The 25,955-nt window shown below is 62.8% G+C and carries 24 protein-coding genes; 9 read left to right on the top strand and 15 right to left on the bottom strand.

What is annotated here, in order from left to right:
- Positions 1-261: 261 nt before the first annotated feature.
- From VQ044_RS15085 to VQ044_RS15065, 5 genes are all read right to left on the bottom strand, one after another.
- The gene (locus tag VQ044_RS15085; protein WP_327648728.1) at positions 262-480 is read right to left on the bottom strand and encodes a hypothetical protein; all 219 of its coding nucleotides are present in this window, start codon (positions 478-480) and stop codon (positions 262-264) included.
- Positions 481-506: 26 nt separating this feature from the next.
- Positions 507-2,543: a type IV secretion system DNA-binding domain-containing protein gene (locus VQ044_RS15080; RefSeq protein ID WP_327648730.1), complete on the bottom strand. Its 2,037-nt coding sequence runs from the start codon at positions 2,541-2,543 to the stop codon at positions 507-509.
- A gap of 74 nt (positions 2,544-2,617) precedes the next feature.
- Complete coding sequence (locus VQ044_RS15075; protein WP_327648731.1) at positions 2,618-3,046, bottom strand: hypothetical protein; 429 nt, start codon at positions 3,044-3,046, stop codon at positions 2,618-2,620.
- Between the two features lie 33 nt (positions 3,047-3,079).
- Complete coding sequence (locus VQ044_RS15070; protein ID WP_327648732.1) at positions 3,080-3,304, bottom strand: conjugal transfer protein TraD; 225 nt, start codon at positions 3,302-3,304, stop codon at positions 3,080-3,082.
- Positions 3,305-3,308: 4 nt separating this feature from the next.
- A complete protein-coding gene (locus VQ044_RS15065) occupies positions 3,309-3,572 on the bottom strand; it encodes a TraC family protein (protein WP_327648734.1) in 264 nt (87 codons plus the stop codon).
- Between the two features lie 237 nt (positions 3,573-3,809).
- Between VQ044_RS15065 and traA the strand changes: the two genes are divergently transcribed.
- The 7 genes from traA to VQ044_RS15030 all read left to right on the top strand — a co-directional run bounded on the left by traA (position 3,810) and on the right by VQ044_RS15030 (position 13,367).
- Positions 3,810-7,799, top strand: coding sequence for a Ti-type conjugative transfer relaxase TraA (traA, locus tag VQ044_RS15060; protein WP_331827703.1), 3,990 nt, complete (start codon positions 3,810-3,812; stop codon positions 7,797-7,799).
- A gap of 128 nt (positions 7,800-7,927) precedes the next feature.
- Positions 7,928-8,437 carry a DotD/TraH family lipoprotein gene (locus VQ044_RS15055; protein ID WP_327648737.1) on the top strand — a complete coding sequence of 170 codons (510 nt, stop codon included), beginning with the start codon at positions 7,928-7,930 and terminating at the stop codon, positions 8,435-8,437.
- Positions 8,437-9,375: a type IV secretory system conjugative DNA transfer family protein gene (locus VQ044_RS15050; protein WP_327648738.1), complete on the top strand. Its 939-nt coding sequence runs from the start codon at positions 8,437-8,439 to the stop codon at positions 9,373-9,375. The genes VQ044_RS15055 and VQ044_RS15050 overlap by 1 nt, the downstream gene beginning before the upstream one ends.
- Positions 9,372-10,592, top strand: coding sequence for a type IV pilus twitching motility protein PilT (locus VQ044_RS15045; RefSeq protein WP_327648740.1), 1,221 nt, complete (start codon positions 9,372-9,374; stop codon positions 10,590-10,592). Before VQ044_RS15050 ends, VQ044_RS15045 begins: the two co-directional genes overlap by 4 nt.
- A 63-nt stretch (positions 10,593-10,655) precedes the next feature.
- Positions 10,656-11,822, top strand: coding sequence for an ATP-binding protein (locus tag VQ044_RS15040; protein WP_327648742.1), 1,167 nt, complete (start codon positions 10,656-10,658; stop codon positions 11,820-11,822).
- 159 nt (positions 11,823-11,981) lie between these two features.
- Positions 11,982-12,977 (top strand): hypothetical protein, encoded by a 996-nt coding sequence (locus VQ044_RS15035; RefSeq protein WP_327648743.1) that lies wholly within the window; start codon positions 11,982-11,984, stop codon positions 12,975-12,977.
- A 153-nt stretch (positions 12,978-13,130) separates the two neighbouring features.
- A complete protein-coding gene (locus tag VQ044_RS15030; RefSeq protein WP_327648744.1) occupies positions 13,131-13,367 on the top strand; it encodes a hypothetical protein in 237 nt (78 codons plus the stop codon).
- Between the two features lie 70 nt (positions 13,368-13,437).
- Here the strand turns inward: VQ044_RS15030 and VQ044_RS15025 are convergent, their stop codons facing one another.
- Genes VQ044_RS15025 through VQ044_RS14980 form a run of 10 tightly spaced genes read right to left on the bottom strand, consistent with a single transcriptional unit; the run spans position 13,438 to position 24,071 of the window.
- Positions 13,438-15,669, bottom strand: a complete 2,232-nt coding sequence (locus VQ044_RS15025) for a DotA/TraY family protein (RefSeq protein ID WP_327648746.1) — start codon at positions 15,667-15,669, stop codon at positions 13,438-13,440.
- Positions 15,670-15,673: 4 nt separating this feature from the next.
- The gene (locus VQ044_RS15020; protein ID WP_327648747.1) at positions 15,674-16,165 is read right to left on the bottom strand and encodes a hypothetical protein; all 492 of its coding nucleotides are present in this window, start codon (positions 16,163-16,165) and stop codon (positions 15,674-15,676) included.
- Positions 16,162-17,346 (bottom strand): hypothetical protein, encoded by a 1,185-nt coding sequence (locus tag VQ044_RS15015; RefSeq protein ID WP_327648748.1) that lies wholly within the window; start codon positions 17,344-17,346, stop codon positions 16,162-16,164. The genes VQ044_RS15020 and VQ044_RS15015 overlap by 4 nt, the downstream gene beginning before the upstream one ends.
- Positions 17,343-17,918: a hypothetical protein gene (locus VQ044_RS15010; RefSeq protein WP_327648749.1), complete on the bottom strand. Its 576-nt coding sequence runs from the start codon at positions 17,916-17,918 to the stop codon at positions 17,343-17,345. The genes VQ044_RS15015 and VQ044_RS15010 overlap by 4 nt, the downstream gene beginning before the upstream one ends.
- On the bottom strand, positions 17,915-18,667 hold the full coding sequence (locus tag VQ044_RS15005; protein ID WP_327648750.1) for a hypothetical protein: 753 nt from the start codon (positions 18,665-18,667) through the stop codon (positions 17,915-17,917). The genes VQ044_RS15010 and VQ044_RS15005 overlap by 4 nt, the downstream gene beginning before the upstream one ends.
- Positions 18,664-19,491, bottom strand: a complete 828-nt coding sequence (locus VQ044_RS15000; protein ID WP_327648752.1) for a hypothetical protein — start codon at positions 19,489-19,491, stop codon at positions 18,664-18,666. Before VQ044_RS15000 ends, VQ044_RS15005 begins: the two co-directional genes overlap by 4 nt.
- The gene (locus tag VQ044_RS14995) at positions 19,491-22,502 is read right to left on the bottom strand and encodes a hypothetical protein (protein WP_327648754.1); all 3,012 of its coding nucleotides are present in this window, start codon (positions 22,500-22,502) and stop codon (positions 19,491-19,493) included. Before VQ044_RS14995 ends, VQ044_RS15000 begins: the two co-directional genes overlap by 1 nt.
- Before the next feature lie 3 nt (positions 22,503-22,505).
- On the bottom strand, positions 22,506-22,877 hold the full coding sequence (locus tag VQ044_RS14990; RefSeq protein ID WP_327648756.1) for a hypothetical protein: 372 nt from the start codon (positions 22,875-22,877) through the stop codon (positions 22,506-22,508).
- Between the two features lie 25 nt (positions 22,878-22,902).
- Positions 22,903-23,442 (bottom strand): hypothetical protein, encoded by a 540-nt coding sequence (locus VQ044_RS14985; protein ID WP_327648757.1) that lies wholly within the window; start codon positions 23,440-23,442, stop codon positions 22,903-22,905.
- Positions 23,442-24,071 carry a hypothetical protein gene (locus VQ044_RS14980; RefSeq protein ID WP_327648759.1) on the bottom strand — a complete coding sequence of 210 codons (630 nt, stop codon included), beginning with the start codon at positions 24,069-24,071 and terminating at the stop codon, positions 23,442-23,444. Before VQ044_RS14980 ends, VQ044_RS14985 begins: the two co-directional genes overlap by 1 nt.
- Before the next feature lie 302 nt (positions 24,072-24,373).
- Between VQ044_RS14980 and VQ044_RS14975 the strand changes: the two genes are divergently transcribed.
- Both VQ044_RS14975 and VQ044_RS14970 read left to right on the top strand, forming a co-directional pair.
- Positions 24,374-25,315: a DsbA family protein gene (locus tag VQ044_RS14975; RefSeq protein ID WP_327648761.1), complete on the top strand. Its 942-nt coding sequence runs from the start codon at positions 24,374-24,376 to the stop codon at positions 25,313-25,315.
- Complete coding sequence (locus tag VQ044_RS14970; protein ID WP_327648763.1) at positions 25,312-25,953, top strand: type IVB secretion system apparatus protein IcmL/DotI; 642 nt, start codon at positions 25,312-25,314, stop codon at positions 25,951-25,953. Before VQ044_RS14975 ends, VQ044_RS14970 begins: the two co-directional genes overlap by 4 nt.
- Positions 25,954-25,955 lie beyond the last annotated feature (2 nt).

Genomic DNA, 25,955 nt, shown 5'->3' with positions numbered 1-25,955 from the left:
CGCCGTCTGGATCAATCCGCCCAACAACAAGCTCCAACTCCAAGCTTAATCTATCGCTCCGGCTGTCTCACATTCGTTGACACGCTCCGAGAGCTCCTACGGCGAGGGCGACGATCGGAAATTCACCGTCGACATCATCGCCACCACCTTCAACCTCATGTCCTCCGCCGACTAGGCGGAGCGCCTCCCAGCAGCAAGGGCGGGCCAGTGGCCCGCCTCTCGCGCCGGTCGGTATCTGGACAGCCCCAGTCGCCGGCTATGCTACCCTAGCGGGTCACGGCCATAGCCGCGGCTGATCGCGCCTTGCAGGCGAACATAGTCTTGCGCCAGGCCGCCGAGAGCTCGAACGACGTCGCCGTCATTAGCTTCTATAGCGGCTCGAAAGACGACGCCGGCCTCCGTCGAGAGGCCGAGCGACCCGGTCCAGTCTTCGAGCGAGGCGACGATCGTGTCGGGGGCGTCATCGGACGGCTCATCCATAACGTCGGCCTTTCTGCAGGCGCTCGTCAGCCGTTTTTCGCCGCCTTGCGTTTCGCCTCGTCGTCTACCTCTGACACCTCGATGTCGTCCTCAACCGGGTCGCTGGTATAAAGGCTAGACCGGCGCTTGGCCGGGCTCAAGCCCTTCAGGACCTCGATGTTCTCAGCACTGTATCCGGTCGGAACGGGTTCGGCGGACGGGATAGCGGCATTAGAGGAAGCGCCGATGTTGCCCTGACGATCAACCGTCTGAATGTGGCTGATCACTCCCGGCTCGACAGGTGACGGCGTCCTAGCGCGGGCCGCCTCCTCTAGCGCGACCGATTTTTCCGGCATGGCTTTCGGGAGATCTTCGGCCGAAGGCCTTGGCGCCTTGATCCAGTCGGCAGGCTCGTAAGCATCTCTGAACACGGGTGAGGCCGTCTTTTCGTAGAAGGGCGCCCGAACGAGATAGTGATCCATACCAATACCGCTCACATGAACATCGATTCCGTCCTCTCGTTTTCCGAGAAGATGTCCGAACTCCTCCGATCGAAACGGGGAATCGCTTCGTTCCTTGCTCTTGGTGTCGGTCGTTCCGTCTGCATTCTTCTCGAGCTTATATTCCAACAGCCGCGTCTTCCCGAGCTTCTCCGCGAACCAGGACGTAATCTCTCCCACCTCGGAGCGAAAAATGATCTTTGTCTGGATAGACGACCACCACGTATCGAACTCGTTCGGCCCGTAGGTCTCATTGACCTGACGCATACTTTGAAGACCGAGCACCATCGGAAAGCCGCGTTCCCGGCCCGTCACCATCAATTGGCTGATGGCTTTCATCTTGGGAAGTTGTGCAAACTCGTCGAGAATGAACCAGACACGACGCGTGTTCGATGCCTTCATGGAGTCGCTCGACGCAGCCTGCTGGGCCAGCGAAAAAAACAAGACGATCCACATTTCGGACATTTGAGGAAAGTCGCCGCTACGAGCGACCAGGACCGACTTTTCGGGGTACTCGCCGTTGATGAATTTTCGGATTGAGAAGAACTTCCGATCGTCCCCTTCCTTCTTTGTCGGCCAGGCCACGGCAAGCAGCCGGAGGTTTTCCAACGCTACCTGGACGGAGGAGCGGATGGAATCGAGCTGACGCTTCTCAGACGTCAGAAGCTGAACAGCCGGAGTGTAATACCTCCTCGCATCCTTCACCATATCGTCGTAGGGGCGTTCCACCTGAGCAACAAGATCCGCAAACGACCAGGCGTGGGGCGAAACAGCGTGCAGCTTGGCGATATACATCGTCACCACAAGGCGCGACGTGTCAGAGAAGAAGTGCTGATCATCGCGGTTCAAGTTAATGATGCGGTCCGCCAGAGTGCGAGCCGACTCCGGCCCGTCGACATCAGCGGCTATATCCCAAACCCAGCTTCGGTAATCATGAGGTCCGACGATGATCGGATTTTGCTCGACCCCCCCTTCGAAATGGCGGGGGTAGCTGCTAACCATTTCCGACTTCTGGCAATAGACGATCGCACCATCGCCCCGGCTCAGAGCGTTTCGACAAAGTTGTAAAATTACCTGGGTCTTACCGCTTCCGGGGGCACCGAATAGTCCGAGATTGTTGGCCTCGCGATCACGCGAAAGCGTCAGCGTATCGAAGACATGAAGCCCCTCGCCCTTGCCGGATTTCCAGTCCCGCTCGCAAGCCTTGCGCAGATCATCCCTGTCCCCGATCGAAGGACCTTCGAGGACGTATTGTCGACGAGGCTTGTTGCGATAATACCAAGTTGCGAAGAGAGCCGCGATGCCGAGGATAATCGGGAGGAACACCGTCACCTGTCGACGATAGATTTTCATCATGTCGGGATAGCCTGCGGTTTCAAATATCCCGTGACAGGTGAGGACGTCCCAAGGGCGTAAACAGAAGAGCGCCGGCCAAGGGCGCATCTCTAGGATCTGACCGTCCCAAAGCCGCCAGTAGGTTCCCGCAAAATTGAACCACCAGAGCACCAAGGTAGCCACCAACCCTGCTCCCAACGCGGCGAAACCCCACCAGTAGGGCGGATACGGCTTGTGTTTCTTGATCATTATCGTCTCCTCACCTTAACCGAGAACCGTTCGATATACCGAGGACGCATGTCGGATCGGGGATGAACGACGTTCTAATGCAGCCGCGGCTTCGCAGACTGAGGGCAATCGCGCGTCTCAAACATTGCCATGTGAAGAGTGGACCATACCGCATCCAAAAGCCGACCGTCGCTTCTGAGCCATTCCACGGCAGTTGGGTAGTACCGCTCGGCGTCGGCTTGAACCGCGCCGTCGTCGCGCTTGGTAGAAGAAACGAGATCGAACCATGTCCACTGACCAGGTCGTTCAGTCTGGAGTTTGACAATGCACGTCGCCAGGATCGCGCGCGCTCCTTCGTCAAACAGCAGCCCTGAACTGTCGAGCGAAGGCACCAAACGCTTCGCCAGCGCAGCGGCATCATTGCGAATGGAATCCGGGTTGCCTTTCCAAACGACCTTTTTGTCATCGCCTGGAAAAGCTGCCATTGCCTGCTGAGACCCCATACGCGTTCCCTTCATCACCATTATCAATCCCCGATCAAGAACGGACGGGCCCTATCATCGGCCTTCAGCCAAACGCTCATGTCCGATTTCAAACTCCCGTCGACCCCGGTCGATCATTCGCGCCCTGTAGTCGCCGTCAGATCGTAGCTCGGCTGCGTCGGCCAGGACTCCAAGCAGGAAGGCCTTGTCCTCGGCCTTCATGCCGACCTTTACGATAAGCCCGCCCAACTCGATCTTGAGCCGCGTATCATGACGGCGCCGCTCGTTTGGACTGGTCATCCTGTTATGCGTTTGCTTCAGACGAGCCAGTTTCTGACGCATCCGCTTTGCTATTGGATTGTCCCCTGCCCCCTTTGCCGCGAAAGGTCGCGGCCATCTCCTCGAATGCCTTGAGCATCTCGCTCTCGCTGAGATTGAGATCCAGGACTCCGCTTTTGCGAAGGAGCTTTCCGGCCCGCGCCTCTTCAGAGACTGAGATCCCGCGCATCTGCTTTTCCAACGCCTCGATCTCGTCCTTGATCTGCTGCGCTGTCTTCCGCTTTGCCATCTCTTTCCCTTTCCGGTCTCTATTCCCGATACGCAGTGAACCGCGCTCGATCCAAAATGTCTAGGCCTGAAGGACCCTCCTAGCTTCGGAGGCGGTCCAGAACGTACTCCTCTTTCGCCTCCGTGGATCCCATTCTTCTTTGCAGATAATGAGATCGCGTAGCGATCGCTCTGGCATCATGTCGAACATGCGCAATTATCCATTGCCAAGGGCAATGGTTCCTGCGAGGATCACATTGTGCGGCCAAGCCGCGTCTCTGGGCACTCGCGGACGCTCGAATTGGCGATCTACCTCTATCGTCAGACTTTTATCTCCGGTGGCGACGGACGTTCGGCTGTTGCGTCCGCCGCCTATCGACACTCGACGTCGATGACGGTTGAACAGTCCGGTAGGACAGCGGACTACAGATCAAAAGCCGATACGGTGCATTCCGAAATCTCGATCCCGCCCGACGCGCCGGCCTGGATCGTCGCGGAAATGGGGCTACCGAAGGAGAGTTCTCTCCCGGCGACCCACGCACCCGACGAGGACCGCTCCCTCACTGGAGCCGCCGCGGTGCAGGCGTCCGAGGTATTCTGGAACCGGGTCGAACTAAGCGAGCGTCGCGGCGATGCGCAGTACTCCCGTGAGACCACATTGGCATTACCGATCGAACTAACCCGGGAGCAGAACGTCGAACTTGTTCGATCGTTTGTGGCCAACCAGATCACGTCTCGCGGTTATGTGGCGGACTGGGCTTATCATCTGCCCGAGGGCCGTGAGCACAATCCGCACGTCCACATCATGACCAGTCTTCGTCCGCTGACGCAGGATGGGTTCGGCCTGAAGCGCTCACCCATGCGGGACGAGCATGGAGATCTCCTGAAATCCGAAGCCGGTAAGGTTCGCTACCGGCGCTTTGGCTGCGATAAGGTCGAGCTCGAATCCTGGCGTCGTGGGTGGGCCGAGGAGGTCAATCATGCTCTGGCGCGCCACGGGCATGACCGGACGATCGACCATCGCTCGCTGAAGGATCAAGGCATTCACGACATAGAGGCCGGTGTTCATCGCGGCTCTTCAGAATACCTGCGGCAGCGTGGCACTGAAAATGAACGCGCGGTCAAGGACGAGGAGGCTCGGGCTCGGAACTTTGCTCGTTTCGAGCGCGATCCGAGCCTCGTCCTTCGTGAGATCACCCGGCAGCAATCCACCTTTGATGATCGCGCTATCGCCCGTGTGATCTTCCGCTATGCCGGCGAGAACGACGACTTCCAGTCGCTGCGTCTTCGTGTCGGGGCGCTCAACGAGCTGATCCCGATCCTGGCGGAGATCCACGATCCGACGACGAACAAAGTCGTGCAGCGCGCCCGCTACACGACGGTCGAGGTATTGGATCGCGAAGCGGCGATGATCGAGGCCGTTCGATCGCGAGCGCAGGATTTCTCGTTTGGGGGTCGGGAGGGGCTTCGAAAGATCTCGCTGGCGAAGGCAGAAAACCAGCAGGGTTTCGCCTTCTCTCCCGAACAGCGCGGCGCCATTGCGCATCTGACGGGCGAGGAAGGCATCGCCGTGATGATCGGGTTTGCCGGCGCCGGCAAGTCGACGGCAATGCGCGGTGTGCGGTTCGTTTATGAGCGTGAGAAGCGGAGTGTTTATGGCGCGGCATTGTCCGGCAAGGCGGCCGACGCACTGGAGCAATCGTCCGGCATTGCCTCACGAACGCTCGCCTCCTGGGAATGGGCCTGGGCCAAGGGTCAGGATCACCTGAAGCCCGGCGACGTCTTCGTACTCGACGAGGCGGCGATGGTCGGTTCGGCGCAGATGAGCCGGCTGCTTGTGAGGCTTCATGACTGGGGGGTAAAGCCGATTCTGGCCGGCGACGACCGGCAGCTTGCGTCCATCGGCTATGGCGGGGCGTTCACCGCCGTCCACAACGAGGTCGGAGCCTACGAACTGACGGACGTGCGCCGTCAGAGGATCGATTGGCAGGTCGAAGCCTCTATCGATTTCGGTCACGGTCGAAGCCGCCAGGCGCTCGACGCTTATGCTGCGCACGATCGGATTGTCTTTCACGATGATCGCACCGCCGCGCACCGCGCAGTTGTTGCCGGCTGGGCACGCGACTGGCGTGCGGGCGCCGATGTGACGATGATGGCCTACGAGAACCGGGACGTGCGCGCCCTCAATGCCCTGGCGCGCGATACGCTTAAATCCGATGGAGCGCTCACCGGCGGCGATCGGTTCGTCACGGAGCGCGGCGTCCGCGAGTTCGCACCCGGCGACCGCGTCCTGTTCCTGGAGAATAACCGCGCGATGGGCGTGCGAAACGGCACGATCGGCGACGTGATGGCGGTCGGCGTCCAGTCGCTCGATATTGCGGTGCCCGGGTTCGACCAGCCGGTCCGCATCCGGGCCGAGGACTACAACAATATCGACCACGCCTACGCGACGACCATCCACAAATGGCAGGGCGGCACCGTCGACCAGGCGCACGCGCTGGCGACCGGCCTCATGGGTTCGCAGCTTGCCCATGTCGCCCTGACGCGCCAGCGCGAGGACGTCGTCATGCACGTCGCGCGGGACACGTTCGCGAACCGCTGGGCCACCGAACTGCCGTCGCATGTGGCGGTCCTCGATCGGCTGGCGAAGTATCAGCCGAAGGATACCACTCTCGATCACGAGGCCAGCGAGGATTACCAGCTCGGCCTGAGAGCGATCGCCGAGCGGCGCGCCCACGAGGCGAGCCTTGCCGGTCGCTTCGAGAGCTTCCTCGAACGACGCGGGCTGCCGCATCCGCGTGACGTCCTTCGGGAGGTGCGCGAGACCTTCGCGGCCGGTCTGTTCGGTCGCGAGACGGCGGAATCGATCCGTGTTCCGGAGGTAATGGTTCGAGCGGTCCTGATCGTTCCGGAGGTCGACGACCGGATTCGGCCGCTGCTCAACAGGCTCGCCCATGTGCAGGGGCACTCGGCGGCGATGAACCACGAGGGCAATGCGCGCCGGGATGCGTTCAACGCGGCGGAGAACGCCTTCGAGCGCTCGTCGGTCGCACGCCCCTTCACCGCCTACGCCGAAGCCGTGCAGGAGATCGTGCCAGCGACGACGGTCGTGGCGATCGGACCCGAGCTGAGCGAGGCAGCGGCCGAGCGGCATCTGGCGCATCTGCCTGAAGCGACGCGCGCCTCGCTTCAGGCGAACTGGCAGGACGTTCACACCGTCTCGCGGGCCGGATGGGAGCTGGGTTTGTGTGAGACGGCGCACGCTCTCGCCGGCGGCTATCGCTGGGAGCGCGACGACCTGCGCATCGAGGCCGAGTATCAGGCAGGTCTCGACGCTCATCTCCTGAGCCGCAATGATCGCGCGTCGGACGGAAGGCTCGCCGCCAGGACGCCGGCGACCGGTTTAGAAGTCGACACCCCGGCGCACCGCGGCGCGGCCCCCGAGCTGGCCGCAGCCGTCACGGAACGCGATCGCGAACCCTTCCTGCCGGCGCTGACGCAGTTCCCGCTCAGCTTCGACGAGGCGGTCGATCGGCGGCTTCGCCACGACCACCGTCTCGCCTCGTATCGGGATCGCTTCTTCGGCTACGCGGAGAAGATCTGGAGCGACCCGCAGGACGCGATGCGCAAGATCTACGAGCGCCTTGATCGCGGGGACGGAAAAGTCGCGCATGACGTGACGGAGAACCCTGCGATGTTCGGCGCGCTTCTTGGCGGGCGAACGCTTCTCCTGAAACCGAACGCCGAGCGGGAAGCCGCGCTCCGCGGACGGCATGTTCTTTCGTCTTCGATCCGGGACCATGTGAACTTTGTCGATCGGGCCCGACATCGCTACACGCACCAGGAGACGGCATGGCGTGAGATCGTGCGTGATCCGCTGCCGCCGCTTTCGCCTCGTGCCGCGTCGCTTGTCGAGACGTTGGTGAGCGCCGCGGAGATCGAACGTCGCGGCGATTACAAAACAGCGCGGACGATGACCGTCGAAGCCTTGCGTGACCACGCCGCCTGGGCCGAGGTCAAGGATTGGCGTGAGGGCCTCAAGGGCCGCGTCGATGGCCACGAGGCCAATCTCGGTGATCTCCCGGGCTTCGATCGGTCGCGCGTCGCCGACGTTGTCGCCACGGCCAGCAGGACCGAGATCGCCCATAAGGAGGGCGAGGTGACGCTCAAGGTGGAACGCCACCTCGAGCAACAGCGCGCCTATGAGCGCGAGCATGGGCATGAAGAAGGTTATGGCTATGAGCGCTAGCGTGGTTCGGCGGCCACAGTCCTTCAGAAACGGCCAGCATGCTTCCAGAGCGCTGGCCCTCAGGTTGAATCGCTGGGGAGGTCTGCTAGACGGGTTGTTTGCTAAGGCAGGCTGAGGAAATGACTGAGATGCGCGACAGATCCGTTTTGTGCGCGATGCTCGCCGCCTTCCTGGTCTCCGGCTGCGCCGCCAAGCCAGTCGGTCCCGACATCTCGGCCGTCTCCCGCTACATCGACCAGCAGACGGCCTTCGCTGTCGACAACAAGGAGTTCGCAGCGCGCTACGGAGCGCTTGCCGCGTACAATCCCAATGCCGTCTTTCTCGAGCCGCCGCAGCCGGACAACGCGTTCTTCATCCTCGTCGACAGCCAATTCCAAGGCACCGTCGAGGATCTGACTAAGCATATCGCCGGTGCCCTCGGCTACGAGGTTGCGGCCGCCGGCGAGAAGCCCGGCGCGCCGATCACCGTCTCGGTCAACCAGCCGAGCCTCACGGCGCTCGGGCTGCTTCGAGAAGGCTTCGCGCAGGCGCGCACCCGTGCGACGCTGACGATCGACCAGAGAGCGCGCGTCATGACGGTGCGCTACAAGCGACCGGAATCCAGCCCGGTCGCGCACCAGGATGATGTGATCTTGTGATGCGACGCTGTTTCCTCGCCTTCCTTTCGAGCGTCTTTCTCAGCGGCTGCACGCAGATGACGATGGATGGGCTTTCGTTGGCGCCCGGCGGCGATCTACCGACCAGCGCCGATCCTCTCGCCCCCAATGCGGACGGCGCTCCTGCGCTCCCGCTGATTGGAGGTTCGGATATCCTCGCCAAGGGGCCGCCGCCGATCGACTACCAAACCTTTCGCAATCGGGCGCGCTCGGGAAAATACGCCGCCACCGAGGTCGAGAAGCTCCGGCACGAGGTCCTGCGCGACGCGGCCACCGCCTACGCCGCACAGGCAGGCTACTATCGCCGGGCCTATGAGATCATGCAGCAGCTCGAACGCGAGAGCATCAAGCTCTCCGGCGCCTTCAACTTCAATCGCGTCGTCTACGTCACCCCGAAGGAAGCCGGGTTCGTCGTGCCGCCGATCGTCACCCGCGCCACCTCGGCGCTCCAGATCAACGACGCCGGGACCGAGAGCGTCGCAGCCGACGAGTTCTACCGCATCGAGCAGCCGGGCCGCCTCGTCGGCGTCGTGCCCACCTGGCGCGACTACCTCGTTCTGTCGCTCGATGAGCCGAACGAGCCCGACATCGAATATCTGCCGCAAGATGGCGAAGAGCGAAAGATCTTCGACGCCTACCTCGAGGAGGGCTGGGTCGCTGGCGTCGGTCAGGCCGACGCAGCGCTGCAGGCGGCGATGAACGAATTACGCCGGGACTATCTCGGCATGATCGAATATCGCCGCCTGGTGGATGCCGGCCTCATCCAGGAACTGGCGATCCGCTGGGACGAGCGCCGCACCAGCGGCGAGCTGAACGAGCTCTATATCGGCGAGCGGACCGTCCGAATCGTCGATGCCGCGACCTTCGTGCGCAACCCCGCCAAGTGGGAACCCGTGACGCGCCGGTTTGCGGGATCATGATCGATCTCGCCCGTCTCGACCAAACCCCCTTCGATCCCAGCGGATCGTTCGTCCCGGTTTTGATAGAAGAACCTTCGCGGTTCGACGGAGACCAGACGGCGCTGTTCGACACCTTCGTCGTCGGTGCCGCCCTGCGCGGCGCCTCCGACATCACCATCCAGAGCGAGACGCGGCCGCGCATCCAGATCAACGGCTTGCAGTATTTCGGGATGCGGCGCGCCACGCAAAGCGGCGAGGTCGGCCTGATCCTCAGCCATCTGTGGAACGGCAACGACGCTCCGACCATCCTGCGCCAGGGCCGTGCCCTAGATTTCTCCTTCGAGGTCCGCGTGCGACGCGGCCATCGTCAAAGGTTCCGGGTCAACGCGACCGGCATCATGAAGCACGGCAGCGACGGCATCGAAATTTCGATGCGCGCCCTCCCCGAGACCACGCCGACGCTCGACAGCGTTGAGCTTGAGAACGAACTGCGTCCCTACCTTCTGCCGCGATCCGGTATCATCGTGATCGCCGGCGCCACCGGCCAAGGCAAGTCCACCACGATGGCCGCGATCACCCGCGCCCATCTGGAGTCGCCCGAGGCCAAGAAGATCATCGATTTGCAGGCGCCGATCGAGTTCACCTATTCGGACATCCTCAACGACGTCGAGGACCGCGCCTCGCTCATCGGTCAGTCGGAGATCGGTGAAGGCCGCAACCTGAAGACCTTCGCGGACGGCGTCTGGTCGGCGTTGCGGCGCGCGCCGGCGATCATCAACGTCGGCGAGGCGCGCGACCGCGAGACAATGACAGCCGCGATCGAGGCGTGCCTCACCGGTCACGTCGTCAACACGACGACACACGCCGGCTCCGTCGCCGAGGCGCTAAGGCGCATGGCGTCGGTCTTCCCGACCGACGAGCGCGAAGGCCGTGCCTTCGATCTGATCACATCGTTGCAGCTTTGTGTCGTGCAGCATCTCATCCGCACCGAGGACGAGCGCGGCCGCATCGCGGTTCGCGAGTATCTCTTGTTCGACGAAGAGGTCCGCGACCGCTTCGTTTCGACGCCCGTGACGACCTGGACCGAGACCGTGACGCAGCTCCTCACCAATCCGCCGCCCTCGGTTATCGCCAAGCCGCTCTGGCGATCGGCCCAGGAGCTGGTGGATGCCGGGCGGATCACCCGCACGGAAGCCAAACGGTTCATGCCCTGCTCTCACCAGAGGATCGCGGCATAGACGGGCAAACGGCCAAGGGGAAATAACCTTGCAAAACGGGAACGCTACTCCTTAAATGCAAGGATGATCGAGCGCCGCGTCATGTTGGATCTCACATCCGTTCTGGACACCGCGCCTGCCGTCGCCCTTCTGGGGCCGCGACAGGTCGGGAAGACTACATTGGCTCACACGATCGCAGAACATCGCCCCTCGATCTACCTCGACCTGGAGTCCGACGCGGACCGCGCCAAGCTCACCGATCCGGAGTTGTACCTCGCCCAGCATGAAGACAAGCTGGTCGTCCTCGATGAGGTCCAGCGGCTGCCCGGTCTGTTCCAGAACCTGCGGGGGCTGGTCGACAGTGGGCGGCGCCGCGGCCGCAAGGCCGGTCGGTTCCTGCTGCTTGGCTCGGCCTCGATCGAGCTGCTGAAGCAGTCCGGCGAAAGCCTTGCAGGGCGGATTGCCTACCTCGAAATGCGTCCGATCGACGGCCTGGAGGTTTCGCCCGAGGAAATCAACCGGCTCTGGATACGTGGCGGATTCCCGGACAGCTATCTGGCGGCGGACGATCGTATCAGCCAGCGCTGGCGGCAGGATTTCATTCGCACCTACCTGGAGCGCGACATTCCCATGCTTGGGCCGCGCATCCCAGCCGAAACGCTGCGCCGCTTCTGGACCATGCTGGCCCATCATCAATCCGGCTTGCTCAACATCGCCGAGTTCGGCCGCGCCCTCGGCGTCGATGGCAAGACGGTCGCAGCCTATCTCGATCTTCTCGTAGACCTGTTGCTGGTCCGCCGGCTGGAGCCCTGGCACGTCAACGCCGGCAAGCGGCTCGTGAAATCGCCTCGCATCTATGTCCGCGACAGCGGCCTGACCCACACGCTGCTCGGGCTGACGACGCAGGAAGACGTCCTCGGTCATCCCGTCGCCGGGGCAAGCTGGGAGAGCTTTGTCATCGAGACCCTGATCGCCGCCGCTCCGGAGGGAACGACGGCGAACTTCTATCGCACCGCCGCAGGAGCGGAGATCGATCTGCTGCTCACCCTCCCTGGCGGCCGTCTCTGGGCCATCGAAATCAAACGCAGCCTTGCCCCCAAGGTTGGGCGCGGATTCCATCATGCGTGCGAGGATCTCAATCCGGAGCGTCGGATCGTCATCTATCCCGGTCAGGAGTCTTACCCTCTGAAGAACGAGCTCACCGCGATGACGCTGCCAGACCTTGGCCACGATCTCTTGGCGGCGACATGATCGAGCCGTCTCGAGATCTCCCGGCGCGCGTCACCATCGCGGATGGTTTATGCCCTGCTCTCGCCAGACGATCACGGCATAAGGTGAAAACAGACTTCGGGACGCGGAACACACCACCGGATCAGGACCGCAAGCGAGCCAGTTAAAAGGAGAAGACCCATGCGCGCGATATCCCTCAACATCATCACAGCCGCTGCGCTCCTGTCCTCCACCGCACTTGTCTTGGCGCAAGATTCTGGCGGCACTGGTGGGTTTCCGGGCTTCGGAACACCGCGGGAGGCAAGGGATGACGCCCCGAAGCCGAGTGATGCGCCCTCAAGCGGCTTGGCGATCCAGACCGTCGATGACAGTCCTGCGATGGCCGGGTTCCCTGAAGGGACTGCGCTCGACATCCTCGGTGTCGAGCTCGGGATGACGCCGGATGAAGTTCGCGCCGCCTATACCGGCCCAGGTCGTTTCGCCAGTCTGGCCGCGAACGACGTATTTGCCACCAATGCCGAGAACGCTTCCGAGGTTCGGTTTCAATATCCGAGCAAGATGGAGGCGGCCTACCCAATGGCGCTTTACAGCGGCGTCAGGCCCGGCGAGACGCCCGGAAGCAACCTCGTTACTGCCTGGTTCGGTTCCGAAGCGATTGGTGGCCGTGCCTACAGGATCATTCGCCGCTTCGTGCCGGCCAATGACGAGCCGATTAGCGTCGAAGCTTACAAGCAGCAAATCATTGCCAAGTACGGGGAACCATCTGGGGTTGATAAGTTTCCCAACACCCTTGTCTGGCAATTCATCGACTCGGAAAAATCCACGCTACCAGGTTGGCCTTATACTATTAATCAAGACCTAAGCATCGCCACATACCGTGACGATAACAGAAACTATAAAGAAACGAAGGTTCCGCCATGCTATTACTCATTATCCGAATGGATACAGCAAGCGGGAATCTATCCTGAATACAAGTATCTTCCAAATCGTGACTATCTGTACGAGCAATGCACAGGCGGTCTTTATGTCAACTTGAGAGGTCGGGAGCGGCTTGAGAGCGCGGTCTTCATTGCCGTCGACCATCAGCGGGCTCTCGCAAATGCCGACGAGCTTGACCGGGTGATCAACGAGCGGCTTCAGACCGACACCGGTGCGGTCAGCGTGCCTCGTCTATGAGCCGGTCGGATGATGCGTCCAGAGAGCGAGAGTGCTGATGGCTTGAATGGTGAAAGAGCGGCTTGAGAGGAGAGAGGCATGGGAGTATTTCGTTGGGCTGCCCCTCACAAAGGGCCAAGCACTCATCTCACCACTGTTGAGCGAAGGACCCGAATGATCGTCTATGGCACGCTCTACGTGCTGTTTCTGTTGCCCATCCTTCTATTCGGAATCATCATCGGATTTTCAGGTCCCTGGGCTCTCGTTCATATTCTCAGCAACCCCTATGGATTTGTAGATTTCTACCAGGGAGCCAATCACGAATTGCGCATGATCCTGGATTTGGTCGGCATGATCTTAGCCGTCTGCATGACGAGCGTTCTGGTGTTGAAGCTCCGGTTCTTCACCTGATCGCTCGTTGGACTCGAGATTGCCGATGTTTGCCACGGACCCGACCGAGCCGCTGCCAGCCCCGCTGATCTCAGGCGTCGCGCCCGATCTGCTTAGGCTTCGACCCGGCGTCCGGTTTTGGCCCTTGAAGCGTTCCCTGCCCTTTCGAACCGAGGGCTCGGCCCACTTGCCCTGTGGCGCTCGCCGTTCCCAAGGCCGCAACCCGCGTCCTCTCGGCTGTCTTGCTGTCGAGATCGTCGCCGATGTTGTCGAACCAGCGGAACACGCGGCCCGGAAACTCGCCGATCAGGCTGAACGAGCGCTCCAGAATAATGACGTAAACGAAGCCGAGAAACAGCACGACGATGAAGATCCCGATGAACCAGATCGGCGACAGCCAGGAGTCGGCCGAAAGCGATTGGGCGGAGGTCAGGGCGTAGTAGAAGCCGCCGTTGATCAATGTTCCGGTGATCCGGAATATGACCATCCCAACGATGAACCCCATCAGCATCAAAAGCGGCGTGAGGAACAACGCGAGCAACATCGTGTAGCCGCGTCGGGCGGCGCGGCCAGACATGCCCTCATTGTCCATCGTCAGATGCGCGATCGCCCACAAGGGGCCGGCAAAGATCGCTTCCACGACCAAGAGAAAGAAAGCCGAGACCGCGATGACCCACATGACGGTCGGGATCATCGGCAGGATGAAGGACAAGAACGCCCCGGCCAAGGCTGTGCCGCTGATGATCCATCCCAGCACCTGACCGATGAACAGGACCGCGTTGCCGGCGATCGGAATGGCCGCCAACGCACCAAGCGCGAGAAGAGCTGTCACGCACGCAGTGGCGAGAACGTTTCCGAGCGTCACCAATGACAGCAGCGGATCATCGTTGCCGTCGATCGGGTTCAGGTACTCGAAGGCTTGGAACATCGTCCCGGCCGAAGGAAGATAATTGGTCATATCGCCGCCACTGTCGGCAAAGACCTGCCGTTCGTTGGTGAAAGCGCGAAGGCCGCTGCGGGTGACGGATTCATTCCACCATCCGACACTGATGTTATAGGTGTTGGTGATCTCCGAAAGGAACTCGGCGGCGCTAGAGTTGGGGTCGCTGAATGGGTTCCACCAGCTCGTCATCTGGGTGCGTACCGAGTTGAAGGTCGCCCCTCCAGGGTTGGCGCTCGCGCCGATCGCGTCACCCGGTTCCATTTCCGGCATCATCCGCTGCACCGCCGCGGCGTCGGCCGAGAAGCGGGCAATCAACTGATAATAGAACCCGGCCTGGCTCCAACCGCCAGACTTCAGATTGCCGGCGAGCTGAGTGTCCATCGAACTCGTCTGGACGCCGGTTTCCGTCAGACTGTCCGTGGCAGCCTGCGAGGCCAGTTCGTCTGTCTTGTCGACGAGCGGAGCGAGGATTGCTTGATGCGCGACGCGCCATTCCGTGAGGAGGGCCTTTAGATCCGCGGATTGCGGAAGCTCATTTCGGAGACCGGCTGCCTCCGCTACATCGTACGCACTTTTTTGCATTTTCGTCTGCAACGCACTGATCGCCGCCTTCATTCCGGCTTCCCATTGCGCGTAAGTTGTCCCGGCCGCATTGGCCACCCGCTCAAAACCACCGGTCTCGCCGGGCAGATTGATTGTTCCGCAGGTCCCTTGGCGACCGCTCAGCGAATATAAGTACACAGCCGGCGATCGGCCCGGCACCCAACCGCCGACCATTTGTTCAAGATCACCAGCCTTGCCGACTTCGACGTTATAGGCTTCCTTGCAGATCTCCATGCGATAGAGCGCCTGGATGAACTGGGCGTCTTGGCTGACGTAGTCGGGAGCCGCAACCGGTATGCGATCCTCGATAATCGCGTCGACCGCCTCGTCCCAGAAGAACGACGCCGTCGCCGTGCCGGCATTGACCACGTAGGCGATCCCGTATTGGACGCCGTTGTAGCCGTGGGCGACCGGGATCAGCAGGGCGGCCGCCAGCAGCGTACGCAGCGGCACCCAAAGCGAGGAATGGCGGTTGCCGAAGGCCGATCCGTCGTGCGCTGTCTCGGTGACAGCGACCACGACGTTGTAAACAAACAGGAGCGCACCGATCGCGAAGAACAGGACGTTAAAGTTGCCGATCAGCATGGAGACCAGCGTCTCCTCGGCGCCCGCCAGCTCGCCCGTGACCGGAAACAGCGGCCCGAAGATCATGTTCAGAAATTCGTTGGTCTGGGGATCGCCCCGCCCAAGAAAGATATCCGCCAGATCGATCTCCTGCGCATGGCTAGCGCCGGCGCTGGCCAAGAGGATCGACAGGGAGCCGAGGGCGCGCTTCATCGGCTCAATCCTTCTCGATGATCTGCATGTTCCGGGGCAGGCGATGGTTGGCGTATTCGGCGAGCGAGCCGAAGCGGCCCTGGATGATCTGCCATGCACGGAAGTCCGCGACGAAACTCTTGGTGATGAAGATCAGCGCCGCGAACGCCAGCCCGACGATCAGCTGCCAGGACATGAAGCCGAAGACCCACGACCCGATGAAGGCGGCGCCGGCGGCCGACGCGAACACCGAGTAAAGCCCGCGTTCGCGCTCCCAGCGCCAAAGCGATTCCTCAACCTCGCGGGCAGAGAGTTTGTCTGCCTCGACGCGAAAGCGGCTGATACCGCCATCGGGATCGCGGCCGTGAAAGCCACGCCGATCAAAGCGCTTCGGCCGGAACGCCTTGTCGACCGTCGCCCGTCCGGGCAAGAAGGCCGACAGCAGATGACCCATCGTTGAGAAGCCGCCGATGCGCCTGAGGCCCGAGAACCGGCTGCGTTTGTCTTTGTCGCTCATGGACCTGGTCCCGGTCCAGACGCTGCCGCCGTCGTCACCGGCATCGCCGTCGAGCGGGAATCCTGGGCATCGACCCGCATCGAGAGGTCGGTGGCGATCGCGGCCGCGACCTTCTTTTCGAGATCGAAGCGCATCCAGTTGATGTGCAAATTGAGAGCGTTGGTCAGCGCGATCTCGCGATTGACCGCCTCCGGCGACATGTTCGCCAGCTCCTGGTGCCATTGCGGATTGTGGAAGCGGCTGTGGACGAAGATGTCCATGACTTGCTGCGTCGAGATGACGTCGCCGATCTCGCTCGGATAGGAGTCGGGCGCGGCGTTCCTCGCCCACTCCACGAGGCCGTCGCCGCCGGTGGGGGCCGCCAGATTGCCGAGATAGCCGTAGATGTTGCGCGCGGCCGAGCGGCGGGCCTTGTCGATCTGACGGGAGGCGAGCTGTGCGCGACCCGCCGGCGTCGTGCCCTCGTTGTCGGTCAGCGGCTTGCCCGGTGTGGGATCGATGATGTTCGCCTCGAGGCGAAGAAGAGCCTTCTGAACTTCCTCGTCGGTCGTATCGAGGGTCAACATGTCGGTGTAGAGCCGCTGGTCCGTCGTCGGATCGAGAACGCCGGCAACGCCCTTGTACTCGTCGCGATCGCGCACGATCCCCGAGGCGATCGCCATGCCTCCGAGGATGACCTCGTCGCCGGCGGGGGCGTTACCGTCGGAGCGGTTGCGCCCGGCGTTGATGACGTCGTTGCCGCTGAGCCCGACCGCGCTGCCCTGAGCGCCGCCGAGCTGCATGATGCCGGACAGGTCGACGCAGGCCGAGGCGGCGGGATCGTACCGGCCGCCTTCAGCCTCGGCGCGCGCCAACTGGCGCTGGCGGATCGTCTCGTTGAGCTGCGCGGCTTCTTCCACCCGCTGCTGGCTTTTCGCCGTGCGAGTCTGGTAGCCGGAAAGCTGCTGCGTGCCCTGCGTCAGGGCTTGAACGATGGCGTTCTGCGCTTGGCCGACGGCCTGCGTCACGGACTTGCGGTTCTGGTCGACGCGACGCCCGAAATCCTGCTGGAGATTGCGAACAGCCCCGACGACGCAACTATCGCACTGAGCAAGGCTGGGGACGCTCGTCGCCATCAGCGCGCCGCCGGTGAGGAGACCGGCGAACACCCCATGGCGAGCAAAACTGGCAAGGCGGCTCATTGGCCTTCTCCGTAAAGCTCGCGATAAGTGCGCTGGAGCGTCGAGCCCTCGTTCATGTCGTAGGGCTGCTCCATGAAGACCTGGCCGCGCGAGCCGAAGCCCGGTTGCGGCGCCTCGATTGAGATGGTGGCCTCGCTGCTGCCGCCGTCGAAACCGGGTATGCCGAGATTGTCGAAGGTGGGCAGTTGCAACGCCGCCGTCAGTGGCTCCGTGACCTTGCCCCATGCCTCCTGGGCGAAGCCGCAGAGCTGGTCCTCGGCGCCGGAGACGGCACTGTCCAGGATCTGATTGATGTTCGGCAGGGTGATAAGGGTGTCGAGATTGACCGAGAAGAGATCGTCGAGGCAGCCGAGTTGGCTGATCGACTCCGGCAGTTTCAGCGCCGCTTCGGCACGTTTGACCTCGGCATCGATGCCGGCGCGAATGGCCTCGGTCAGGCTGGACGAAACGTCGGGATTGCAGCCGGCGTCAGCGCCCTTGAACATCTGCGAAATCTGATCGCCGATCCCTTGCGCCTGAACCGGCGTCGCCGCGACCGCCACCGTCAGCATCGACATGACAATGCGCATCATAGATCCCCTCCTCCAAGCGTCTGCCGTTCGCCCTGGAACGGCTGCATCTCTTCAATGAGCGTCGGCCGCTTCGAGCCGAAGCCCGGAAACCCTGCGGTGCCGCTATACATGCCGTCCTGGCCGTAGCCGCCGGCGACCATCGAGCCGCCCGAGCCGCCATCCCAGGACGAGCCAGCGGCGTCGGCCATGCGGCCCAGCAGGTAGTTGTTCAGCTCGGCGTAGGAGGAGAAGCCATTGGCGGTGACGAAATTCCACGGCAGCGCCGAGGCGTCGAACCCCGCCTGAACCCATTTGTTCGTGCCCCCGGCACCGAGAAAGTGCGACATCGACAAGAGGCCGTTTTGCGTCACCGGCGCGCCTTCGATGGTGCTGCCGACAGCGCCGCGTGTCGAGCTCGTCAACGAGGACCAGTTGCGATTGGTGAAGCGGTTGAACCCTTCGTCCTGCAGGCGATGGCCGGCGTCCGAGTGGCGAAGGTCGTTCACCGAGCTGATGCCCTTCGAGCGCGACTCGGCCGAGAAGGAATAGCTCGACCATTCCTTCTTCGAGCCGCTGGTGTAGTTCAAATAGCCGAGGTCGGCGAAGGTTGACGGGATGAATTGATATCGTCCCAAAGCCTTGGTGTGACCGCCGTGGTTGAACACCGCATAGTCGCCACCGCTCTCCGCGCCGGTGATGTGATCGAGATAGTCTGCGCTGGCGGGAACGATCAGACTGAGCGCCAGGGTGAAGGCAAGCAGGCGCCTCATCGCGGGTCTCCGGCATAGGTGATGGCTTCAGGCTGAAACTCGAAGGCGGTTTCGCCGGTCTTCGGGCTAATGACGGCGATCGTCTCCATCGTGGAGACCTCCACCATCCTGTAGCCGTCTATGTCGCGCTCCCCCATCCCGACCCGAACGTCCGGCCCGAGCGAAAGCGTCGAGTGCATCAGCTCGTCGCCGTCGAGTAACAGCACCGGGCATGGGCCATTGCCGCAATAGGGCGTGCCCTGGATGAAGACGACGGCCTCATCGCCGCTCTTGAGATCGAGATCGGCGACATCGATCGAGGGCGGCGGCGCCGTCTCGGCCAGCACCATGTTCTCGTTGATCCAGTCGGTGACGATTTGGCGCTCGGCCTCGCTCGGCTCGCGATAGGCGGGAACCTCGCCGAGGAGACCGGGCACGTAGGCGCTGCCGTCCCAGGTCCATTCGCGGTTCCCATGCACGACGGACTTCAGGCCGGTATCGGGATTGATCGGCCCGAGGCCGATGGTCTGGCCTCGCTCGCGCCAGATTTCGGCCCAGGCGCCATCGACGAAGTATAACAGCCCCACCTGGCAGGACTCGCCACACACCTCGGAATCGCCGAGCTGGATGGCGATCTGGTCGTTCTCCTCGCTCGAGGGCGGGCGCAGCCACAGGCGTTTGGCGGCGACATGGGCGAACTCTTTCCCATACATCTCGCGCACGATGCTCGTTGCGACGCGATCAGGGGAGTCGAAGGTGATTGTCTCGGTTTCGCCGACTTGGGCGCTTGCGGACCCGATGCAGGCCGCCAGAAACCCCGTCACCCACCAGCGTCTGGCACACATCAACTGGCCTCCCTCACAAGCTCGTCCGCCAGGTTCTTCAGGACATTGCCGCGCTCGGCGTCGCTGATCGCGGTGCCGCGATCCTCCAGATCGGCCAGGCGTCGCTCGATCGCCCCCTTGGCGCTGCCTTCGGGAAACCGCCGCGCCAGCAGGCGCCGCGCGGCCTTGGAGCCGAGGCGGTCGTAGAGCATCCCGCGCAGGGCGGCGTCCTCGGCCGTGGTCGACAGCGCCCACAGCTCGATCGGACCGAGCGTGTTGATCAGCTCCTGGACGTAGGTCCCAGAGCGCAGCGTCATCATCGCCAGCACCGGAGCCCCCTCCCCGTCGATCGGCCCGCGCAGCCCGCGCATGACCTCCTTCACCGACGGCCCGAGATTGTAGATCGCGCAGGTCTGCTCGCGGGAACGTTCGGTTGGGACGTTGCAGAACCAGAAATTCGAGGCGAGCTCCTGGATCGAGTTATCAAAGTCCTCCAGAAGTTGGCTCGCCAGGGTGATCTGCACGCCCGCCTTGCGGCCGACGCGCACGTCCTGGACCACCTGGTCGCGAATGCCCAAACCCCCGGTGAGATGATACTCGTCAAAGCAGAGGCGTTTGGGCATCTGCTTGTTGTTCTCGACCCGGCTGATGTGCAGATCGCGGTAGAGTTGCGACACGGCGAGGCCACGGATCTCGTCGGCATCAAGCCAGAAATCCGACGTCACGGCCTGACGCGCCATCATGTACATGATGGCCGTCTGGCGCTTGGCCTGCGGCCCGGAGGTAGCCGTCACATCCGCCAGATCGAAAGCGATGACGCGGGCGTTCGACAAGTCGAAGCGCGTCACCTTCGCTAAGATTGGAAACCCGCGGGTGGCGCTGGTGATCATCCGCTGGAACGCCTTCAGCAGGGTCTCGCCGAGCGGCGTGCGCATCTCGTTGAATACTTCCGTGACGGTTGTCTGGTTCGCCATCATCACCAGGTCCCCGAGAACCGGGACGGCAAAGCGCTGCGCCAGCGCGGCTTCGTGCAGCCGGCCCTTCTCGGCGAGGAAGTCGGTGACTTCCCACCAACTCGCCTGCTCGTCGGCCTCGAAGCCCAGGCTTTTCAGCGCTGCGTCGACCTCGAAGCTTTCGGTCGCGCCGTACTTCTTGGGAAAACGCTGATCAGAGAGATGGTCGTAGATCGCATCGATCGTCGCGGCCGCGATCTGCGAGACGCCGTCATAAGCGTTGTCTTCGCCGTCCGGCGTGCAGATCAGCGTGATCAGATTGATCAGGAACGCCCGCTCGTGGGACAGCGGAAACCGCAACCCGAGCTGCGTGTCGAAAGGATTGACCGCGAAGCGGTCCTCCATGCGCAGCCGGTGATAAACCGCCTCGTGACGGCGCTCGACCGGCAGGGCGTCGCGGATGAGGCTGATGAGGCCGGCGCTGGAAGGGCCGATGTCGATGATCGAAATGCGCGGTAAGATCCCGCTGTCCTTGTCGGACCGACCGGACTGCCGCGACAGCGCCACGCCAAGATTGATCGTGTTCATCAACACGGATTTTCCCGAGCCCGGTGTGCCGACGATCACGTCGACCCAGGACATTTGCAGCGACGAGCCGGGCTGATACGGCCACAGCTTGCCGTCGCGGGTGCGCATCAGGACGGCGCCCTTCTTCCAGGGGCTGGCAGGCCGCGCCAGCGGCGCCATCGCCAGCACCTCCATCATCGAGGCGGAGGCCGCCGGCGCCGTCGACCCCGCCGAGATCCCGAGCGAGGACGACATCACCGCCTCGAGCGGATCGCCGATGAGACCGTCCGTCTGACAGTTGCCCCAGCGCTCGACGGTGCGGCGCAGCAGCGACACATGCCGGCGCAGCAGCGCCTCTTCGCCCTTCGGGCACCAAGCGGCAAAGCTGGTGCGCCAACGCACGACGTTGTCGCCTGCGCCGTGGCCCTGGCGCAGACGGGCAAAGGCGTTGCGGATGCGCTGGTTGGAGATCGGCGCGGTCCAGGCGAAGAGGTTGGTGTATTGCTCCTTGAAGACCTGGCCCTGGAAGCCGCCGGCGTCGATCATCATCGAACAGCGCCAGGCGATGCGCTCATTGCCGTCGAGGACACGCCGGATGAGCTGGTTGAACTCGACGACGACCTCCGGACCGACGACGATGTCAAAGGCGGAGAAGACGTAGTTGCCGAGCTGCACCGTCGAATGGTCGAGGACCTCCGCGTGCTCGGACATGATCTGTCGCGACAGCAGCGGCCAGAGGAGGTTGGAGACGTCGCCCTTGGTTAGCTCGCGATGCTCGCTCGGCAGACGCGCGCGCACGTAGTCGCCGGGAAGTGTTCCTTTCCAAGCCTTGCCTTCGGGCATGAAGCCGGGATTTTGCACCCCCTTCATCACCGAAAGGGCTTCATAGGTGTTGAGGCGTTCCAGGATGATGCCGACCAGCGAAAACTCGCGCTCAAGCGCCTCCGAGACGCTTGAATGGCGCGTCACCAGCGCATCGAGGGCGATCCCCGGGAACTGGCCGCTGGCGATTGGCGGCGAGCCTTTCAGATCCGCGGAGATCCTTGTGGCTGCTTCCTTCGACTCCGCCTTGGTCAGCAGCGAGGGGCGCGACCACAGCGCCAGATAGCAGCGTTCGCCGGACAGCCGCTTCGGCAAAAGCGTGCGACGTTCTCCGAGGAGGTCCTCCAGATCGAGGTCGGTGTCCTTGGCGATGCGGCTGGTTTCAAGGGTCGCCTGATCGATCTCGGCAACCCCGAGACCCGGCGCGTGCGAGAACCAAAACTGCAGCGAGTGCCCCGGCACGGCGAAATACGCCGACAGGGCGATGCGCAGCCGGTCGACGGCCTCGCTGACCTCCACCGGCCCTGGCAGCGACCGGAACCCGTCGAGTTCGAAGACGGTCACAAGACTTCCGTCGTCGGCCACGAACGTGTCGCGGTCCTCCGTCGTCACCAGACGGCAGTAGCCGTCGAGGGACTTGCGGAAGACCGAACGACCGAGGAAGGCGGCAACGCCGTCGATGACCGACATCGACTAGTTGATGCTCCGGAGCTGGCCACCGATTTCCGACGTCTCGCCGCCCGTTCCGAAGAACGTCTCGACATTGAGGCCGAGAAACGTCGGCAGCGCGATCAGCACCGCAGCGACGATGCCCCATTTAACCGCAGCCGCCGGCGACGAGGCGGGATCGTGGGGGTTCTTGTTGTTCTTCACCAGCGTCATCACCGTGAAGATCGCGGCGACGACGCCGAGGATGAACGCGCCGGCGAGAAGCAGATCGCCGACAGGGCCGAGAAGGCCCTCGTTGAGGTTCTCGGCAACGCCGCCAAGACCGCCGTCCTGCGCAAAGGCCGATGATGTTGCGGCGCCGAGAATGACGCTGGAAAGGCTCAGTTTCCTGATCATGATGCGGTATCCTTGTCCTCTTGAGTTATCCAACCACCAGGTCCTCGATCATCCCCACGAACATGACGATGTTCATGGCCAGGACACCGCCGACGAGATGCGTGGCGCCTTTTCCAACCAGCCCGTTGCCTGGACGAACGGGAGCCTGATTGAGCAGGAACAGCCCGCGGACGAAGCCGAGCAGGCCGAAGAATTGAACGCAGCGCAGGAGCGCGATGACGATCTCGCGCGCCTGGTCGTGCGAAACGGGTTCGAGCATGTCGGGTGCGTAGGCGAAGATCTCGGAGGCCGCCGGCGCGGTAGGCTGCGCGAAGAAGGTCTGGAGAAAGCTGGAGATCGAGGTCGGCAGCGAGATCAAGAGCGCGCCGACGATCAAATGGACGTAGATGCTGGTCTTGACGCCGGTGCCGGCATAACGCGTTTCCACATCGCCGTAGCTGCCGGCAATCATGACACCCCGGACGATCAGGGTGATGCCGGCGATCAGACAGAAGGCGACCACCAGCGAGATGAAGCTGGGAAGAATGCCGACGGCGCGTTGAATGAAGTCGGCGAAACCCTGCATCAGTCGACCATCCGCTCCGCGGCGTCCGGATCATCCTGGGTTGCGTCGGCCGCCACCTCTTCGACCGCCACCTCTTCGGCTTCTCCCGGTGCGGTGGTGGGCTTGGTCACCAGCGAATGCCGCGCCCGCGTCATGAGGGGCTCCGATTCCTCGGGCTGCATCCGAGCATCGAGCATCTCACTGTCATAGGAGGGATCGCCGGACATCGATGCCGGCTCCACCATCTCGCCAGTCAGGATGTCGACGACGTTCTGCCGCAACACCTCATCGCGACCCTGCAGGACGCGTAGCCGGTCGATCACGCGCTGCAAAACGCCGTCACTTCCCATCAGCGACGCCATATCCCGGGACAATCGGGCGTTCTCGCCTTCGAGATACGCCACCCGCTGTTTCAGCTCGGTGACGCTGGCCGGGCGCGGCGTCTGCGGCACCGCCGATGACACATTGGCAGTCGCGCTGGGCCAAAGGGGCTCACTTGAGCCAGATGGCAGGGCTGCCGAGAGTCCCACAGAAACGGCGCTACCTATTACGAGTGTAACGGCGCAGAAAATAAACAGAAATTGCTTAGTAACACCGTCGCCGCTGTAGTGTTCACTCCGCGTATCGGCCCAACGACCGCTCTGATCCATTCTAGTTATTGTCCCCTCTTGCAACACTCGCTTTTCGTGCTATGCAAATCGACATAGAACAATCCACAATCGTTTTCGAATTTAAGATCATTAGCATGCAATGCCCTGGAGTGCCGCCGATGCTAAAATCCCTAGCCCTGTTGCTTCTAACCCTCAGCGCAACGTCGGCCGCTGCGCAGATCGCCGGGGGGTTGGACGGAATCCTCGCAGCAAGAACCACGTCGGCGCAACCGGAAAGTGTTGCTCCCTTGCCGTTTTATCCGGGCGCGCGATCTGTCGCACCCCTGATGGACATCGCCGGGATGAGGGCTTGGACCGTCATCGACGCGACCGGCAAACGAGCTCTTGCCCTCACCACGCCAGACGGCCTGACCATTGTCGGAGACGTCTATGGTCCGCAGGGCCAGAACCTTTCGGACGCCCTTCTAGGTGTGAGCCAACCCGCCTATCAGACACCCCTCGCGTCACGACCCGCCCCCAGCGCACCAGCGGGTTCAGCCCCGGATGCGCTACCCTTCGTCGATAACAATCAAAGCGCGGCCGCTCGCGATGCCGGCGCGGTCGACGATGCCCCGACCGCCACTGGCACAATGCCCAGCACCACCGCGACGCAGAGCGAAGCGGGCATCAGCGTCCTGACTGGCGCCAGCCCCGTCCCGACGCTGTCGGCGCCCGAAACCGGTTCGCGTCCGAGTAGCGGATCGGTCACACAGGCCGACAATCTGCTGAAGGCCGAAACCGTCGACGAGCTTCTCGTCCAGGCCGCAACGACTGCCGTCTGGTTTCCCGCCGCACCGGCCAAGCCGAACGCGCCGGTGATCTATTTTCTCGCGGACCCGACCTGCGCCCATTGCGCGCGCGCCACGGAAGAGCTCGCCCCCCAGGTTCGCGCCGGAGACATCGATCTCCGCATCATCCTGTCGCCGATCCTCAGCCGCGACGCTGTCTATCAGGCCGCCACGCTCATCCAGAGCGACGATCCGGGCCGCGACTTCCTCGCCCATGCTCTCGCGCGCTTCAGCTCGGCCGGGAGCCAGTTAGAGGTGCTCAAGCCGACCGAGATCAACCCCGACGTCGTGCGCGGCCTCCAGCGGAACGTCGAATGGGCGAGGACCAACGGGGTACAGGGCGTCCCGTTCTGGATCTACGACACGGCCGAGGGCGCCAAGGTCGACTTCGGCGCCGTCAAACCGGAGATGCTCGAACAAGCCATCGCCATCCCGGAAATGCAGGCCGCCCAATGAGCACCACCAGCGGATACGGCAATGCCGAGAGCATCCTGGTTCGGGCCGGCACCTGGAAGACCGCCTTCAAGGCGATGACGCTCTTTGCGGGACTGATGACCGTCGTCGCGACCGGAGCCACAGCGACGGCTGTCTACCTCGCCCTGGAGCGCCCGGAACCTCGCTACTTCGCAACCACGAACGAGGGCCAGATCCAGCCGCTGATCCCGCTCGATCGCCCACATTTATCAGCGGCCGCCGTCTCGAACTTCGCCGTCAACGCCGTCACCGCGTCGCTGACCTACTCGTTCGATCAATACCGCCCGCAGTTCCAGGACGCGCAGCAATGGTTCACCCAGCCCGCTGGCTGGAACAGCTTCGTCGGAGCGGTCGACGAGTCTGGAATGCTCGATCTCGTACGCGAACGACGCTTCAACTCCAGCGCGGTGGCGCAAAACGCCGTCATCACCACACAGGGCATCAACGCCAGCGGTATCTATGAGTGGGTCGTGCAGATGCCGGTGCGCATCACCTACCAGTCGGCCTCCGAACTCAGCGGCCAGACCATCCTCGTCACCGTCCGCTTGTCGCGTCTCCAGACTTACCAATCACCCTACGCGATGGCCATCAGCCAGTACGTTGCCGCACCGGGATCTTGACC

Origin of the sequence: Aurantimonas sp. C2-5-R2, from assembly GCF_036549495.1 — a bacterium.
Classification (GTDB): domain Bacteria; phylum Pseudomonadota; class Alphaproteobacteria; order Rhizobiales; family Rhizobiaceae; genus Aurantimonas; species Aurantimonas coralicida_A.
This window is presented reverse-complemented; position numbering and strand designations above follow the sequence as displayed.